Origin of the sequence: Sorangium sp. So ce375 (assembly GCF_051473855.1) — a bacterium.
Lineage (GTDB): Bacteria > Myxococcota_A > Polyangia > Polyangiales > Polyangiaceae > Sorangium.
The window spans coordinates 12,316,805-12,331,957 of sequence record NZ_CP150335.1; the positions used below are offsets into that span (position 1 = coordinate 12,316,805).

Genomic DNA, 15,153 nt, shown 5'->3' on the forward strand with positions numbered 1-15,153 from the left:
GATGCTCGCCGACTTCCCTCCGTGGTTCCTGCGCGCCTTCGCGGTCTGCTTCGGCCTGCTCTGGGGCAGCTTCCTCAACGTCGTCATCCACCGCGTCCCGCGCGAGCTCAGCGTCGTCTCTCCGGGCTCCTGTTGCCCGGCGTGCGGCGCGCCGATCCGCGCCTACGACAACATCCCCGTCCTCAGCTACCTGCTGCTCCGCGGCCGCGCTCGCTGCTGCGGCGCGCCCGTGTCGCCGCGGTATCCCCTGGTGGAGGCGGCGGGCGGTTTGCTCTCGCTCGCGATCGTCGAGGTCATCATCCTCCGGCTCCCCGGGACGACGCCGGCCCTCCACGCGCTCGCCACGTACACCGCCGGGCTGGCGCTCGCGCTCGGGCTGCTCGCTGCGACGTTCATCGACCTCGAGCACATGTTCATCCCCGACTCGATCACCATCGGCGGCGCGGTGCTCGGCGTCGCGACCGCGTCGCTGCGCTCGATGGGCTTCCTGGACGCCCTCCTCGGCGCGGCGGTCGGCTTCGGCATCGTCTGGCTCCCGTTCGTCGTGCTCTACCCGCGGATCCGCGGCGGCCGCGTCGGCATGGGCCTCGGCGACGCCAAGCTCCTCATGCTGGCGGGCGCGTGGTTCGGCTGGGGGGGCGCCCTCTTCGTCCTCGGCGCCGGCGCCATCCAGGGCTCGATCGTGGCGATCGCCGTGCTGCTCCTGCGCGGGAGCATCGAGGAGCCCGAGGCGGTGCGCCTCGAGCGGGAGCAGATCCGCGCCGAGCTCGCGGCCATGTCCCCCGAAGAGCGTGCCGCCGCCGAGGAAGAGCTGGCGCAAGATCCGCTCGCGGAGGAGCCTCGCGAAGGCTTCGGTCAGGCCCGCATGGCGTTCGGCCCGTTCCTCGCGCTTGCGACGCTGGAGTGCTTGCTCGTCGGCCGCGACGTCCTGGACGCGTACCTCTCCTGGATCGACGCAGGATGAACGCCGCTCTGCGCCGCGCGCTCGGGATCCCGCTCGCTGCGCTCCTCGCGCTCGCGGGCTGCGGCAGCTCGCTCCCGCTGCCTCCGAGGGGCCCTCACTTGCCGAGCGAGCCCACGGTGGTCGTGCCGTTCCCTCCGCCGCCTGCGCGGGTCGAGATCATCTCGCCTCCTCAGCGGCCGGGCGATGTGTGGATCGACGGCGAGTGGCAGTGGCGGAGCCGCCGCTGGGCGTGGCAGCAGGGACGATGGGAGGCCGTCCCGCCGGGCGCGTACTTCGCGCCTGCCGTCACCGTGCGCCGCGCAGACGGATCCCTTGTGTGGTTCGCCGGGGTCTGGCACCTCCCCGGCAAGAAGTGATCGACACCGCGGCCGAGCGATGGGAATCCACCCGTGCCGAGGTGCCGCCGTCCGACCGGCATCGGCGAGCCAGCTCGGCGTGCCATCCTCTGCACGGATCGATGAGCCTTGCCCCATGATGCTTGCCTGGTCGTTCGCAGCGCGCACACCCGACGAAATCGCACGACTCCTCCGCGCCCTCGGCAAGCACCGGTACGTGCGCGAGGTCGATCATCGGATCCACTGGTCCGTCGATCACGCCCTGGCCGAGCTGCCGGAGTTCGCGCCGTACGCGTCGGCCTTCCAGGCGCGCCTCCAGAAGCAGCGCGCGCTCGAGCTCGGCTCGCGTGACCCTTCGCTGTGGCGCGAGGCGAAGACCGAGGAGGTGATCGCGGTCCTCACGGCCTTCTGGACCCCGGACGACGCGGCGCTGCGCTACCGGAGCCGCCTGCTCGAGGCGCTCGCGCGGACCGCCCTCCCCGAGGCCACCCACGCCCCCTTCGCGTCGGCCCCGAACGAGCCCCCGCACCCGGAGCTCGTGCTGCTCGACTGGGAGCTTTACCCCGTCGACGAGCTCGACGCCGACCGGCACGCCGGCGCGCTGGCAGCCATGGAGGAGGCCGAGGAGGAGGTCAACGCGTCGGCGCCGATCTACAACGAAGGCCCCGTCATGGCGGCGCCGGAGCTCTGCGAGGGAGCGCCCAACGGGGTGCTCGCGGACGACTTTCTCGTGTGGTCGGACGGTCCTTACAGCTACTCCGACTACGTGTTCCGCGGGGTCGCCAAGGCGGCGAAGCTCGTCGAGCCGCCGATCGGTTACCGAGATCTGTAACGGTTGCCCGCGGATCGAGCGCGTCAGTAGGGATCGGGCTTCGGTGGCGGGACGGTGGGATCCGCCTCGACGCGGGGCGCGACGACCTTCGAGTTCGCCGTGGCCGCGGGGGCCGGCCCTCTCTGCGCGAGCGTCACCTCGAGCTCGATGTCCCGATCGAACACGAGCATCCGTCGCTGCGCGGCGTGGCCTGGCGCGGAGACCTCGATCCGGTGCGCCGCGCCGTCCTTGATGAGCTTGCCGTCGAACGGGTTCGAGGGGAGCTCCACGCCGTCGACGAAGATCTTCGCGCTGGCGGGGCTCGCCTTGATCGACGCGCGGAGCAGCGACGCGTCGGTCCCCCCGCGCGGAGCGCTCTCGGCTGCCGACGCCGAGGGCTCGGCGCGGGGCGGCGCCGGCGGCGCGCTGTCGGCCGGGGGCGCGGTCACGCGCAGGCTCTGCTCGACCGGATCGCGCAGCTTCAGGTACAGCGTCGCGGCGCCGACCAGCGCGAGGACCGCCGCGAAGGCGACGAGCGGCAACCGGGAGCGCCGCGGCGCCGGCGCGGGCTGAGCGGCCGTGGCCGGCTCGGTCCGCACGACGGCGTGGAGCGTCGCTTGCGGAGGGCTCGAGCGGTGGAGAGCACGCGTGGGCGCCGACGGCGAAGAGCCCGTGGCCGCCCCCTCCTCCTGCGCAGGAGGATACGAGTCCGACTCGCGCCCTGGCAGCGACGGCAGCTTCTGCGCGCGGCCGGCGAGCCCTGCGCTCCCCGCCTCGGGGCCGTGCTCCTGCAGCTGCTTGAGCTGGCGATCGATGATCGCCCGGATCTCGGAGCGCTCGCCGGCGAACAGCTCTCGCATGAGCGCGCCGAGCTGCTCGGCCGTCACCTGCTCTTCCAGGCGCTCCGCGTAGCGATCGAGGTCCGCGCGGAAGGCGGCGGCCGTCGGATAGCGCTTGTCGGGCGAGTGGGCGAGCGCCTGAGCGCAGATGCGCGCGAGCTCGAGGGGCACCTCGGGGCGCGCGGACCGCAGGTCCGGGATGTCCCGCATCAGGCGCGAGATGATCTGCGGATCCGAGAGCCCACGCCAGAGGCGGCGGCCGGCGAGCATCTCCCAGAGGATGACGCCGGCCGAGAAGACGTCGGCGCGCCGATCGATCTGGGAAGAGTGCGAGAACGCCTGCTCCGGCGCCATGTACGCGACCTTGCCCTTCATCGTGCCGGTCTGCGTCTCGACGAGGCGGTGCGCGGCGAGCGCGATCCCGAAGTCGACGATCTTCACCTGCCCGTCGTAGGTGACGAAGATGTTGTGGGGGCTGATGTCGCGGTGAACGACGTTGAGCGGCGTCCCGTCGTAGTCGACGAGCTCGTGGGCGTAGTGGAGGCCGGCCAGCACCTCGCTGAGGATCCAGAACTGGATGGCGAACGGGATCACCCGACCCTGCTCCCGCGCGCGGGAGATCACCCGGCTCAGCGGCTGCCCGTCGAGGTACTCCATGGCGATGAAGTACTCGCCGTCCGCGAGGCCGACCTCGTTGGTCTGCACCACGTTGCGGTGGTTCAGGCGGGCGGCGAGGCGGGCCTCGTCGAGCAGCATGTCCCGGAACTCGGGCTCGTCGGCGATGTTGGGCCGGAGGCGCTTGATGACCTGCAGCTTGCTGAAGCCCGCCGGCCCCACCGCGACCGCCAGGTGGACGTCGGCCATGCCCCCGTGCCCGAGCGTCGCGATGAACCGGTACTTGCCGAAGCTCCGCGCGTGCCGGTCCGACGGCGACGGCGGCATGTCCGGCGGCGGATCCCGGCCGGCGATCGTCGTCGCGTCGCGGTCTGCGCGCCGCACCGCGACGGTCGGCGGGGGCTCGGGCGCCGGGACGGGCAGCTGCCTGGACACCAGGGTCCCGCCGTCGAGCGCGGCCTGCACGCGCGCCGGCGGGCCCGAGGCGGCGAGCTCGTTGCTGCGGGCGGAGTCCGCCGCCCAGTCAGCCTCTTCGATCGTCCCTTTGCGCTCGCTCACTGCCGAATGGTCCTGATCCAACGACGCGCAGTCAAGCTGACGGCAGCGCGGGCAAGCGCTTGCTCAGCGGCGGGCGGATGTCGATCGGCTCGCCCATGACGGCGAGCCGGCGTCCAGCCCGTAACCGCAGCGATAACCACCGCGCCCTCGGTCCGCACCAGGGCGCGCGCGAGCGTGCGACCTGCCGGGCCCGCGCTCGGAACGCCACCGGACAGAACCGCTCGGCGGTAACGTTTCACGCGCAGAGCGCTGCGGCGTCTGCTGCTACTGTGAGAAGCATCACTCCCCAGGCGGTCCTGAACCGCGGCAGGGTGCAGGAAAATTCGCCTGTGCTTGCGCACCATCTCTCGTGAACGAGGTAGCCCGATGCCCTGTGACTCGATTCCGCGGCGCCTGTTGAGCCAGGCGAAGGTGCGTCCCGAGGCTCCAGCCCACTACGTCAAGGAGGGGGGCTTCTGGAGGATGACCAGCTTCCGGGAGTACGCGGGCGAGGTGCGGCGCGCCGGCAAGGCGCTCCTCGCGCTCGACCTCGAGCCAGGCGCCACGGTGAGCCTCCTCGGCTTCAACCGGCCCGAGTGGGTGGTGCTCCACATGGCCTGCATGGCGATCGGGGGCGCTCCCGCGGGCATCTACACGACGTGCTCGCCCGAGGAGGTGCGCCACGTCGTGCACCATGCGGGGTCGAAGGTGGTGCTGGTCGAGGACAGGGCCCAGCTCGAGAAGGTGCTGAGCCAGTGGGATCGGCTGCCGCAGCTCTCGTGGGTGGTGCTGATGCGGGGCGCGGAGCCGGCGGGCGATCCGCGGGTCCTGACCTGGGACGAGTTCCTCGCGCGGGGCAACCGCATCTCGGACGAGCTGATCGAGCAGCGGATCGACGCGCTCGAATCGGGCAGCCTCGCGACGCTGCTCTACACCTCCGGGACGGTCGGGCCGCCGAAGGGGGTCATGCTGAGCCACGAGAACCTCACGCGCTCGGCGGACATGGCGGCGCGCATCATCCCGTGCTCGTCCCGGGATGTCGCGCTGTCCTATCTGCCGCTGTCGCACATCGCCGAGCAGATGTTCACCCTCCACATCCCGGCCTCGATCGGCTCGGCCGTGTACTTCGCCGAGTCGATGGCGGCGCTCGCCGACAACCTCAGGGAGGTGCGGCCGACCGTCTTCTTCGGGGTCCCGCGCGTCTGGGAGAAGCTGCGGGCCGGGATCGACGCGAAGCTCTCCAGCGCGAAGGGCCTGCAGAGGTTCACGCTCGAGCAGGCGAGGCGCGTCGGGCTTCAGCACAGCGAGCTCCGCGCCCGGGGCGAGCAGCCGGGGCCGCTGCTCGCGATGCAGCACCGCGTCTTCGACAAGCTGGTCTACGCCAAGGTGAAGGCGGCCGTGGGGCTCGGTCGGGCGCACGCGTGCAGCAGCGGCGCGGCCCCCATCGCGAAGGACGTCCTCGATTTCTTCGCGTCGCTCGACATCCTGATCACCGAGGTCTACGGCCAGTCCGAGGTGACCGGCCCGACGAGCTACAACGTGTCGGGCAGGACGAAGCTCGGATCCGTCGGGCCGGTGGTGCCGGGCATGGACGTGAGGATCGCGGACGACGGCGAGATCCTCGTGAAGGGAGAGACGGTGTTCCTCGGCTACTACAAGGAGCCGGAGGCGACCGCGCAGGCCCTTGTCGACGGCTGGCTCCGCTCGGGGGATCTCGGCAGGTTCGACGAGGAGGGGTTCCTCTACATCACCGGGCGGAAGAAGGAGATCCTCATCACGGCCGGTGGAAAGAACATCTCTCCCAAGAACATCGAGGAGGCGCTCAAGGGCCACGACCTCATCGCCGAGGCGGTGGTCGTCGGCGATGGGCGCAAGTTCCTCACGGCCCTGCTCGTGCTGGCCCCCGACGCCGTGAAGCGCTTCGCGGCCGAGCGCGGGCTCGGCGGCGACCTCTCGCACGCGTCGCCCGAGATCAGGGAGGTTGTGCAGGGGGCCGTCGACGAGGTGAACGGCCAGCTCGCGCAGGTCGAGACGATCAAGAGGTTCTCGATCCTGCCGCGTGGCTTCACCATCGAGGATGGCGAGCTGACGCCGACGCTCAAGATCAAGCGGCGCAATGTGAGCCAGAATTTTGCGCGCGAAATCGAGGCGATGTACGCGGAGTAATCCATGCGCAACGAGCCTGCGACAGCCGTCTCCTTCGACTTCGGCCAGACCTTGGTGGAGCTCGACACCGGGCTGCTCTCCGCCCGCCTCGCCGAGCGGGGTATCTCCGTGACTCGGGAGCAGCTCGACGGGGCGGTGGACGAGGGCTGGCGCGCGTACAACGAGGCGATCCAGCGGGGGGTGAGCGGGCACCCGTGGAAGATCATGATGCGCCGCCTGCTCGAGGCGGGCGGCGTCGAGGCCGGCGCGCTCGACGCGGCGGTCGACTGGCTCTGGACAGAGCAACCCCGGAAGAACCTCTGGCGCCGGCCGATCGCGGGGATGATCGACGTCGTGATCGAGCTCAAGCAGGCCGGCGTGCCGGTCGCGGTGCTGTCGAACTCGGAGGGCCGGCTCGAGGAGCTGATCGAAGAGCTCGGCTGGTCGGCGCATTTCGTGGCGGTGGCGGACTCGGGGCGGCTCGGGTTCGAGAAGCCGGGCGGGGAGATCTTCGCGTGGACGGCCGAGCGCCTCGGCGCGCCGCTCGCCGCGGTGATCCACGTCGGTGATTCCTTTGCCGCTGACGTCGGCGGCGCTCTCGCGGCGGGAATGCGGGCCGTCTGGTTCAAGGGCGACCCGACGAGGGCCGCGCAGGTGCCCCAGGCCGAGCGCGTGGCGGTGTGCGACGGCGCGGACGCGCTGCGCCGCGCCCTCCGGGCGTTCGGCGTCCGCTTCTCGCCGTAGGCTCCGCGCCGCCGCGCGGCCGGCGCGATCTCCACGAGCGCGTCACCTGGCGGGCGTGGCCCGCAAGAGCGGCGCTCACGCGCGGTCCAAGCGGGCGGCGCTCCCTCGGCGCGCTCTCCGTGCGTGAGCACGAACGTCCCGGAAGGCGCCCCGCCGCGCGCTCGCCGCGCGCGCTTCTCCCCTGGCTCTCCTCGCCCCGCCGCCCCGCGCCGGCGGGTCGGTCTCCGAATCGTGCAGCCGATGCACGTCGCGCGGTGGTTCGGGCGTTGCTGGAGACCGGCTCACGATGATCGCCAACGATGCAGACATCGAACAAGAGTCCGGACGCCGGGAGCGGCACGCGACGGGTCCCGCCGCTGTCCCTCGCCTCTTCGGCGAGGTCCGCCGCGCGGACGAGCGGCTCATCTCGCTCGTGCAAGAGCGCCCCCTGGCCACGCTGTGCGCGGTGGCCGCCGTGGGATACCTGATCGGACGGGTCGTTACCCGGCTGGGTTGAGGAGGCCACCATGACGGCACGCGAGGTCGAGGCGGAGCGGGAAAGCGACGCGCGGGAACGGGTGAACGATGCGCTCAGCCGCCTCGACGCGGCGGAGGTCACGCGGGCCGTGTCGGCGTTCGCGCGGGACAACCCGCACGTGGCGCTCGCCGCAGCGGCTGGGCTCGGGTTCCTGCTCGGCGGGGGCCTGACGCCGCGCATGCTCAGCAGGGTCGGGTTGCTCGCGACGCGCGGCTACGTCAGGGGCGCCTTTGCCCAGGCGGTCGAGCTCTTCTTCGACGAGCAGACGCGAACCCAGAGCCATCTCGGATCGTCGCCCTGATTCACCGCCGACCCGCGGCGCGGGCGCAGGGGGCGCGATCTGCGCCGCTGCCGCGCCGGGGTGCGCACGCCTCCACCGACCTGCGCCCGCGGCGCGGAAGCGCTGTCAGCACACGCGTCGACGGCGCGTCCCGGCCGCGTCCACACGTGGAGCGCGCGCCGCTCCATGGGCGCCGCTCGTCTGCTCGTCGTCGCTTCGCCGCTTGCTTGCCAGGTGGCCAGGCGATGACGCGCCAGGCGCGCGTCCTTCAAGCTCTGCGGCTGTAGGTCTTGCGGATGCGGCGACCGCCGCTCTCGCTCAGCACCTCTTCGACGCTGCGAGAAACGTCGGGCAGGCACCGCACGGAGAGCACCGCGCCGGCGCCGGCGCTGCCGTCATCGAGCCGGCGCGCCTCGTACTCGGGAAGGCGCGCGCCGAGGACGGCGCCGAGCAGGGTGCCGGCCGCGCCGGCGGCGCCCGCTCCAGCGAGGCACGCGACGAGCGGCCCCGCCAAAAACGCGTCGAGCCGCGGAATGATCAGCGCGCCTCCAGCCGAGATCGCGGCGAGCGCGCCCCCGAGGAGCCCTCCGATCACAGCGCCCAGGGCGGCCCCTTCGGACGCTTTGCTGTGGATGGTGAGCTCGATCTCGTCCAGACGGGAGTGCTGCTTGGGCACCATGCTGATGTCCTCGGCCGAGACGCCCAGGGCGAGGAGGCGGCCAAGTGCGCCCGCGGCTTCAGTGCGACCTGGAAAGAATGCAGTGAGCGTCCGGTAATACATCATTCGACGAGTGCCCCTGTGCCGCGGTTCGCGAGGTGTCTCGTTCAATCCATCCGCTCTCGGAAAAGCATCGCTTGTGCCGCTCCGGCTGCGCAGATGTCGCTCGGCTGCCTGCAAGCATCCCGGGAAATGATGGAAGGCGCCGCTCCGCGCGTGGGCGGAGCGGCGCCTTCGCGCCCCCTGAAGTTGGCTCAGCGGGCGTTGAGCTCGTTGGTGTACGAGCCGGTGGTCTCCTGGAGCTTCTCCTGGATCTGATCCTGGGTCCGCTGCGCGGCGCCCAGGGCGCGATCCTTGGCCCTCTCCGCGTGCTCGCGCAGGTGGCCCGCGCGCTCACGCAGCCGGCTTGTGCTGTCGCGCAGCCGGCGGCGAGCCTCGTCACCCGTCGTCGGCGCGACCAGGACGCCGACCCCGACGCCGATGGCGACGCCGAGGCCGAGCCCGACCGAAACGGGAACGATCCAGTCGAGTGAGCTCCTTCTCTTGTAGGGGAACATGTCGGCCATGTAATTGACGAGATCGTCTGCCTTCATTGTGGCTCCGTCGGTTCGCATCGCGTGGGGGCGCGTGTCGCGTATCCCTCAGCGTCGATTCACGTGGCTGGAACAGTGACCGGCGGGACGTGAGGCAGCGCGCATGCCAAGGGCATATTGCGCACGGAGGGAGCAGGGCCGGGGACGCCCCTGCGCCGAGGCGCGAGCGCGGCGGAGGAGCGCCGCGGCGTTACCGGCAGAAGCCGTCGATGCAGATCTTGCCTTCGCTGCAGGGCGTCTCGGGATCGCACTCGCCGCCGAGGTTCTCGCTCGACCCGCAGACCGGATGCTCGCCGGAGAACGTCGCCACGGTCCTGCACTCGTTCAGCGAAGGCGACTGGTTGTCGCAGGCGTTCGGGTTCGGCTGGTCGCACGAGATGTAGCAGCTGTGGTGCAGACAGATCGATCCAGGCGCGCAGACGTCCTGCGCCCCATCCTCGCCGCACACGAAGTTGCTCGACTGATTCGGGATGCAGCCGTTCTCGACCCAGACGTCGCCCTCGGGGCAGGCGGCGCCGTCGCTCCTCGGGACACAGGCGCCGTCGACGCAGACGGCAGAGGGGCCGCCGCAGTCGTCGGTGATGACGCAGGGCTGCGCAGGGTGGGAGCAGATGCCGAGGGTCGTGTCGCAACGGTAGCTGCTGGGGCAGTCCGCGTCCTCGTCGCAGGCCGGCGTGCATTTGCCCTCGACGCACTTGTCGTTGACCGGACACTGCGTCTGATCGAAGCACTGGTCCTGCGGCGCGGTGCAGATGCCGCTTACGCAGAGGTAGTCAGCGCCGAGGCGGGCGCAGTCGGCGTCGGCGCCGCACGCGGCCGGGGTCGCCGGCACGCAGGTCGCAGCGGCCTCGTCGCCCTCGCAGACATAGCCGTGGATGCACCCGAGGGGCTCGCCGCTCGGAAGGACCTCGTCGCAGCTGCCGGGCTGACACGTGCCATCCGGCGCGCAGGTCTCGCCAGCGGCGCAGTCGTCCGGGTTGCCGCAGTACACGACGTCGGTGGCGGGCCCGCCGCCGCTCCCCTCTCCTGAGGAGCCGCTCTCGACGCAGGCGGCGGTGTGGTCGTCGGCGATGACGCACTCGAAGCCGCGGCTGCACCCCCAGGTCGTGCAGTCGCCGGTGTGGCATTCGTTGTCTTCGCCGCAGGTCTCGTTGATCCCGCAGTCGGTCGGCTCGTTACAGCCGATCGAGGTGCCGGGCGCGCAGTCTTCTGCGTCACAGAAGTGGCTGTCGGCGTCATCGTAGATGGGGCAACCCGCGAGGAGGGGCGCCAGCACGCTCGCGAGACCCAGCAGAGTAAGTCGCTTCATTCACCGTCTCCCGAAAGCATTCGGCCGCCCGGCGTCGAGGAGCCGCGCCCTCGCGCGTGACGGTCGCGACCGGACGAGCGTAGCAAGCGACATGCCCCGTACAAGCCCGGCCAGGCGCGGCCTATTTCGGCCGCTCGCGCGCTCGCCGTGAAGCGGCGTTCACGTCGGCATGTGGCCGCCGCGCGCGGCGGCCCCCCAGCGCCGCGCCTCGTGGAGGCCGCGTCGCGGCCACCGCGGATCCGCGGAGGGCCGCGGAAGACCGTGAAGGGCCGCGGAGAGCCGCGGAAGACCTAGGGGAAGCGGAGGGCTGCGCGGCGCGGCGCGGACCGCTTGGGGCGCGCAGGGGAACCCGTGCTACCGTTCCGCCGAGTTCCGGGCGGCTACCTCCGAACGAGGAACCCCGGCAGGCTCGCGCCTGGGGGGCCAGCCGTTCGCGAGCACACGGGGACCGGTCGAGCAGATGGATGTCACCTGCGAGCGTTGCAGCACCGAGTACGAGTTCGACGACGCGCTCGTGTCGGAGCGCGGAACGTCGGTCAAGTGCACGAACTGCGGCTACCAGTTCAAGGTCCGCCGCACCGACGGTGCGCTCCCCGAGAAGTGGGTGGTGCGCACGCTCGGCGGCCGGGAGATCGAGTTCAAGATGCTCCGGGAGCTCCAGGCGGCGATCTCCCAGGGCCAGATCACCCGCGACGACGTGATCTCGCGCGGCAATGCGAGGCCGCGGCGGCTCGGGTCGATCGCGGAGCTGGAGCCGTTCTTCAAGGGGCCGGGCGGCATCGTGATGGCCGGGACCGCGCTGGGCATCGGCGGGCCTTCGCCGCTGCCTGGCCGATCGAGGTCGCTGACCCCACCGGGGCTCGGCGGTCCAGCGCCGGTGCAGACCGATGGCTCGGTCGCGATCCCGCTCCCGCGGGCGGAGAGCGACGCAGAGATCGACCCCGAGTCCATCCACGACGCCGAGACGATCGTTCGGGACGTGCGGGAGGTCCAGTCGGCCAAGGAGCGCCCCTCGCCGCGCCGCGGGGGGGGGACCGCGGCCTACGAGCCCGAGGCGAGCGCTCCCCCGCGGGCGATGACGAAGCCGAGCGCGCTGCCCGGCGTCGTGGTGCCGCCGGAAGAGGCGCCGCCGCTGCCGGACGGGCACCCCGCGCGCCGCCAGGAGCCGCGCACCCTCCGCGGCGCCGGGGTCGCCGATGTGCGCCAAGGCAGCATCAGGCCCGGGCCCGCGGACGCCGGCGGTGAAGGGCAGGGGAGGGCCGCCGGGGTCGTTCCGCTGCGGATCCCGAACAGCGTCCCGCCGCAGCGCATCGAGCGCGCCGCCGCGCAGGCCGACAGCCACGGAGGAGAAGAAGCCCCCATGGCGAGGCGCGGGGCGCCGCGCGCGGCGGGCGAGGATCACGCGCCGCGGCGGGCCATGGCGTCGGGGCCGCCGATAGAACCGGCGGATCCCGAGGGGCGCCCCTCCTACGTCGACGAGGGGGACGGGGATGCGGGGATCACCTCGCTGCCCACGCGCAGGACAGGGATCGCTCGGTGGGTCGTCGGCCTCATCGTCGTCGGCCTGATGGTGGTGAGCGCGGCGACCCTCGGGCCGAAGTACCTCAAGCCGGCCGTCCAGACCCGGCCGGCGACGAGCGACGATCGCGTCTCGGCGCTGCTCGCCGAGGGCGAGCGCAGCCTGGCGGAGGGAGACACGGAGACGGCGAGAGACAAGCTCGTCCAGGCGAGCGCGTTCGCCGAGGACGACCCGCGCGTCGCGGCGGCGCTGGCCCGGGTCGAGACGGTGAACGCGGACATGCGGTGGCTGCGGCTACAGCTGCTCGCCGCAGGGGACGCGGATCTCGACACGGTGAAGCACGAGCTCGAGGTCGCGGTCGAGCGCGCCCGCAAGGCCGTCGACCACGCGCGGCGCGTCGCGCCGGCGAACGCCGAGGTGAACCGCGCGGCGATCGATCTGCTCCGCATGCAGGGCGATCTCGCCTCGGCGCGGAAGCTCGTCGGCGCGATCTCGGCCGAGAGCGCGCAGCCGGAGAGCGCGCTGACGCTGGCCGCGCTCGATCTCGCGGAGGCTCATCCGAGCTGGGCCGCGGTCATCGAGCGGCTCAAGACGGCGGCGAGCATCGAGCAGAGCCCCGGGCGGGCGAGGGCGCTCCTCGTGTTTGCGCTCGCGAGGTCCGGTGATCTCGCGGCCGCGCGCGCCGAGAACGAGCGCCTGCTCGCCACCAGCCGGCCACACCTGCTCGCGCGCCCGCTCCGGGCCTTCATCGACCGGATCGAGAAGGCGCAGGGCGAGCCGGGCAGCGGCGCCGCGCCGACGCCGAGCGCGCGCGCGGAGAGCCCTCCGACGAGCGCTCCTCCTGCGAGCCCGTCGACGGCGCCGAGCGCTCCTCCTGCGAGCCCGTCGACGGCGCCGAGCGCTCCTCCTGCGAGCCCGTCGACCGCGCCCGGGCGCGGTCGCCGCGCGCCTGAGCCGGAAGACGGCCGCGTGCCCGACGATTACGTCGCCCCGGGCGGCACGATCGATACGAGCGATCTCCCCGGCGTGCATCCGCCGCCGACCGCCGCGCCGCGCGCGACGGCGCCGCCGATCGACACCTCCGACCTGCCTGGAATGAAGCATGAGTAAGCGCCGAGCTCGAGGGGTGCGGTGGATCGGCGTCGGCGCCCTCGCCGTGGCGGCATCGACGGCAGGGTGCACCGGGAGAGAGCGGGCGGCGGCGCTGCCGGCGCCTCCCGCGGGGGGCCTCGACGAGCCGGCGGTCATCGAGATCGATCTCTCGCGCGGGCTCCCCGAGAGCGCGTCCGCGTCGATCTTCGGTCCGCCCAGCGGCCGGACGCACGTGCAGCTCGTGCAGTCGTTGCGGTCGCTCTCCAAGGCCGGGAACGCGAAGGGGTTCCTCGTGCGGCTCGGGAGCGCGCGCCTCGCGTTCGCGCGGGCCCACGAGATCGGCCGGATCCTCGGCGATGTCCGCGCGGCGGGGCGACCGGTCGTGTGCCACGCGGACGAGTACAACAACGCGACGATGCTGCTGGCGGCCGTCGCCTGCAGCAAGCTCTGGGTCAGCCCGGCCGGGCAGGTCGACACGGTGGGGATCGCGGCGCAGCTGGTGTTCGCGAAGGGGCTCCTCGACAAGCTCAACGTGGACGTCGACTTCCTCCAGGTGGGCAAGTTCAAGGGCGCGAGCGAGCCGTTCACGCGGGAAGGGGCGAGCCCCGAGGCGCGCCGATCGCTCGAGTCCGCGCTCGGCGGGGTCCGTGGGGCGTGGCTGTCGGCCATCGTGGAGGGGCGCGGCAAGGAGCAGCTCCGCGAGGCCGTCGAGGACGGCCCGTACGCTCCCGAGGACGCGAAGGCGAGGGGGCTCGTGGACGAGATCGGCGACCTCGAGTCCGCGATCGAGGATGCGAAGAAGCTCGCTGGCACGGAGCGCTCCGTGCCGCGGTTCGGCGGCGTCGATCGCGATCAGAGCATCTCCCGGAGCCTCGTGGACGTGTTCCGCTCGGTCTCCGGGGCGAGCGCGCTGGGGACGCCGCACGTGACGGTCGTCCCGGCGATCGGCGGCATCACCATGAGCGCCAGGGGCATGCCCATCGGCTCGTCGGATGGGATCGGCGAGCGCGAGCTCGGGCGGACGATCACGCGCCTCACCCAGGATCCGAGCACGAAGGCGGTCGTGCTCCGGATCGACTCGCCCGGCGGATCGGCGCTGGCCTCGGACCTGCTCTGGCAGAAGCTGATGCGGCTGCGGGAGAAGAAGCCGCTGGTCGTCTCGATCGGGGGGATGGCGGCGAGCGGCGGCTATTACCTCGCCTGCGCCGGCACCAAGATCGTCGCCGAGTCGACGAGCATCATCGGCTCGATAGGCGTCGTGGGCGGCAAGTTCGCCGTCGGGAAGGCGCTTGCGGACATCGGGATCAACGCGGAGACGGTCTCGGCCAACCCGGATCCTCAGCGGGCAGCGCGCGCCGCGTACATGTCAGCGCTCACACCCTGGGACGAGCCCACACGCGCCCGCGTGCTCGCCTCCATGGAGGCGGTCTACGACCTGTTCTTGAAGCGCATCACGGTGGGCCGGAGCCTTCCGCTGGAGACGATCGCGCCCTCGGCGGAGGGGCGCGTCTTCGGCGGGGCCGAGGCCGCCGGGCGCTCGCTCGTCGATGAGCTCGGCGGTCTGGAGCGAGCGATAACGCTCGCGCGCGAGCTGGCGGAGCTGCCGGCGGATGCGCCGGTCGAGATCGAGCAGGACGCCGGCGGCTTGCTGGAGCTCCTGGCCACCGGCGACGAAGCCGACCAGGGCAGCGCGGTCGCACCGGACCGCGCGGCGTTCAAGGAGCGCGCGCGGGAGGCGATGGTGGGCGCCCTCCTGCCCGAGTGGCTCGCCGTCGCGCCCGAGGTCGGGACCTTCGCTGCTTCCATGGCGCCTCTCCTGGCGGGAGAGAGGGCGCTCACGGTGTTACCGTTCGCGGTGACGCTCCGGTAAAGCGCGCGTTTGCACCTGAAGATTGGCCTTGTACCTCGGTCGTTCTGGTAGGCTGAGCGGGTTCAGCACACCCGAAGCGGATCCCCGAAATGAGCTCTTCACCTCCGGATCGGGCAGCATCAGCGTCGGGCGCGCGGAGGCCGCCGCATTCGCCGGAGCTGATGGAGCCTGCCGGGCCCGCCTCTGCGGGGCAGCTGGTCCTCGCAGGGAGCCGAGCGATCGCGCCGATCTCGCGCCATCGGGGCCCGCGGGCTGAACACGCCTA

General features: G+C 72.2%; 13 protein-coding genes. 9 read left to right on the forward strand and 4 right to left on the reverse strand.

Annotated features, from left to right (window positions below; genetic code table 11):
* The first annotated feature begins 1 nt into the window (after nucleotide 1).
* The 3 genes from WME90_RS45765 (at nucleotide 2) to WME90_RS45775 (ending at nucleotide 2,131) form a co-directional block, all read left to right on the forward strand.
* Nucleotides 2–964 carry a prepilin peptidase gene (locus WME90_RS45765; RefSeq protein WP_437283749.1) on the forward strand — a complete coding sequence of 321 codons (963 nt, stop codon included), beginning with the start codon at nucleotides 2–4 and terminating at the stop codon, nucleotides 962–964.
* The gene (locus WME90_RS45770; protein ID WP_437278412.1) at nucleotides 961–1,320 is read left to right on the forward strand and encodes a YXWGXW repeat-containing protein; all 360 of its coding nucleotides are present in this window, start codon (nucleotides 961–963) and stop codon (nucleotides 1,318–1,320) included. Before WME90_RS45765 ends, WME90_RS45770 begins: the two co-directional genes overlap by 4 nt.
* A gap of 115 nt (nucleotides 1,321–1,435) precedes the next feature.
* Nucleotides 1,436–2,131 (forward strand): hypothetical protein, encoded by a 696-nt coding sequence (locus tag WME90_RS45775; RefSeq protein WP_437278413.1) that lies wholly within the window; start codon nucleotides 1,436–1,438, stop codon nucleotides 2,129–2,131.
* Between the two features lie 23 nt (nucleotides 2,132–2,154).
* Here WME90_RS45775 and WME90_RS45780 read toward each other — a convergent pair whose 3' ends face one another.
* Nucleotides 2,155–4,122: a serine/threonine protein kinase gene (locus WME90_RS45780; RefSeq protein WP_437278414.1), complete on the reverse strand. Its 1,968-nt coding sequence runs from the start codon at nucleotides 4,120–4,122 to the stop codon at nucleotides 2,155–2,157.
* A 366-nt stretch (nucleotides 4,123–4,488) separates the two neighbouring features.
* On the opposite strand from WME90_RS45780, the gene WME90_RS45785 reads away from it, so the two are divergent.
* From WME90_RS45785 to WME90_RS45800, 4 genes are all read left to right on the forward strand, one after another.
* Complete coding sequence (locus tag WME90_RS45785) at nucleotides 4,489–6,267, forward strand: AMP-dependent synthetase/ligase (RefSeq protein WP_437278415.1); 1,779 nt, start codon at nucleotides 4,489–4,491, stop codon at nucleotides 6,265–6,267.
* Nucleotides 6,268–6,270: 3 nt separating this feature from the next.
* Nucleotides 6,271–6,990, forward strand: coding sequence for an HAD family hydrolase (locus WME90_RS45790; protein WP_437278416.1), 720 nt, complete (start codon nucleotides 6,271–6,273; stop codon nucleotides 6,988–6,990).
* A 286-nt stretch (nucleotides 6,991–7,276) separates the two neighbouring features.
* Nucleotides 7,277–7,486 carry a hypothetical protein gene (locus WME90_RS45795; RefSeq protein WP_437278417.1) on the forward strand — a complete coding sequence of 70 codons (210 nt, stop codon included), beginning with the start codon at nucleotides 7,277–7,279 and terminating at the stop codon, nucleotides 7,484–7,486.
* A 10-nt stretch (nucleotides 7,487–7,496) separates the two neighbouring features.
* Entirely contained in the window at nucleotides 7,497–7,808 is a 312-nt protein-coding gene (locus WME90_RS45800) for a hypothetical protein (protein WP_437278418.1), read from the forward strand.
* A gap of 247 nt (nucleotides 7,809–8,055) precedes the next feature.
* Here the strand turns inward: WME90_RS45800 and WME90_RS45805 are convergent, their stop codons facing one another.
* The 3 genes from WME90_RS45805 to WME90_RS45815 all read right to left on the reverse strand — a co-directional run bounded on the left by WME90_RS45805 (nucleotide 8,056) and on the right by WME90_RS45815 (nucleotide 10,407).
* Entirely contained in the window at nucleotides 8,056–8,466 is a 411-nt protein-coding gene (locus WME90_RS45805) for a hypothetical protein (protein WP_437278419.1), read from the reverse strand.
* Nucleotides 8,467–8,759: 293 nt separating this feature from the next.
* Nucleotides 8,760–9,098: a YtxH domain-containing protein gene (locus WME90_RS45810; protein ID WP_437278420.1), complete on the reverse strand. Its 339-nt coding sequence runs from the start codon at nucleotides 9,096–9,098 to the stop codon at nucleotides 8,760–8,762.
* Between the two features lie 190 nt (nucleotides 9,099–9,288).
* A complete protein-coding gene (locus WME90_RS45815; protein WP_437278421.1) occupies nucleotides 9,289–10,407 on the reverse strand; it encodes a hypothetical protein in 1,119 nt (372 codons plus the stop codon).
* A gap of 460 nt (nucleotides 10,408–10,867) precedes the next feature.
* Here WME90_RS45815 and WME90_RS45820 point away from each other — a divergent pair, with 460 nt between their 5' ends.
* Both WME90_RS45820 and WME90_RS45825 read left to right on the forward strand, forming a co-directional pair.
* The gene (locus WME90_RS45820; protein WP_437278422.1) at nucleotides 10,868–13,036 is read left to right on the forward strand and encodes a zinc-ribbon domain-containing protein; all 2,169 of its coding nucleotides are present in this window, start codon (nucleotides 10,868–10,870) and stop codon (nucleotides 13,034–13,036) included.
* Nucleotides 13,029–14,888 (forward strand): S49 family peptidase, encoded by a 1,860-nt coding sequence (locus WME90_RS45825; protein ID WP_437278423.1) that lies wholly within the window; start codon nucleotides 13,029–13,031, stop codon nucleotides 14,886–14,888. Before WME90_RS45820 ends, WME90_RS45825 begins: the two co-directional genes overlap by 8 nt.
* Nucleotides 14,889–15,153: the final 265 nt, after the last annotated feature.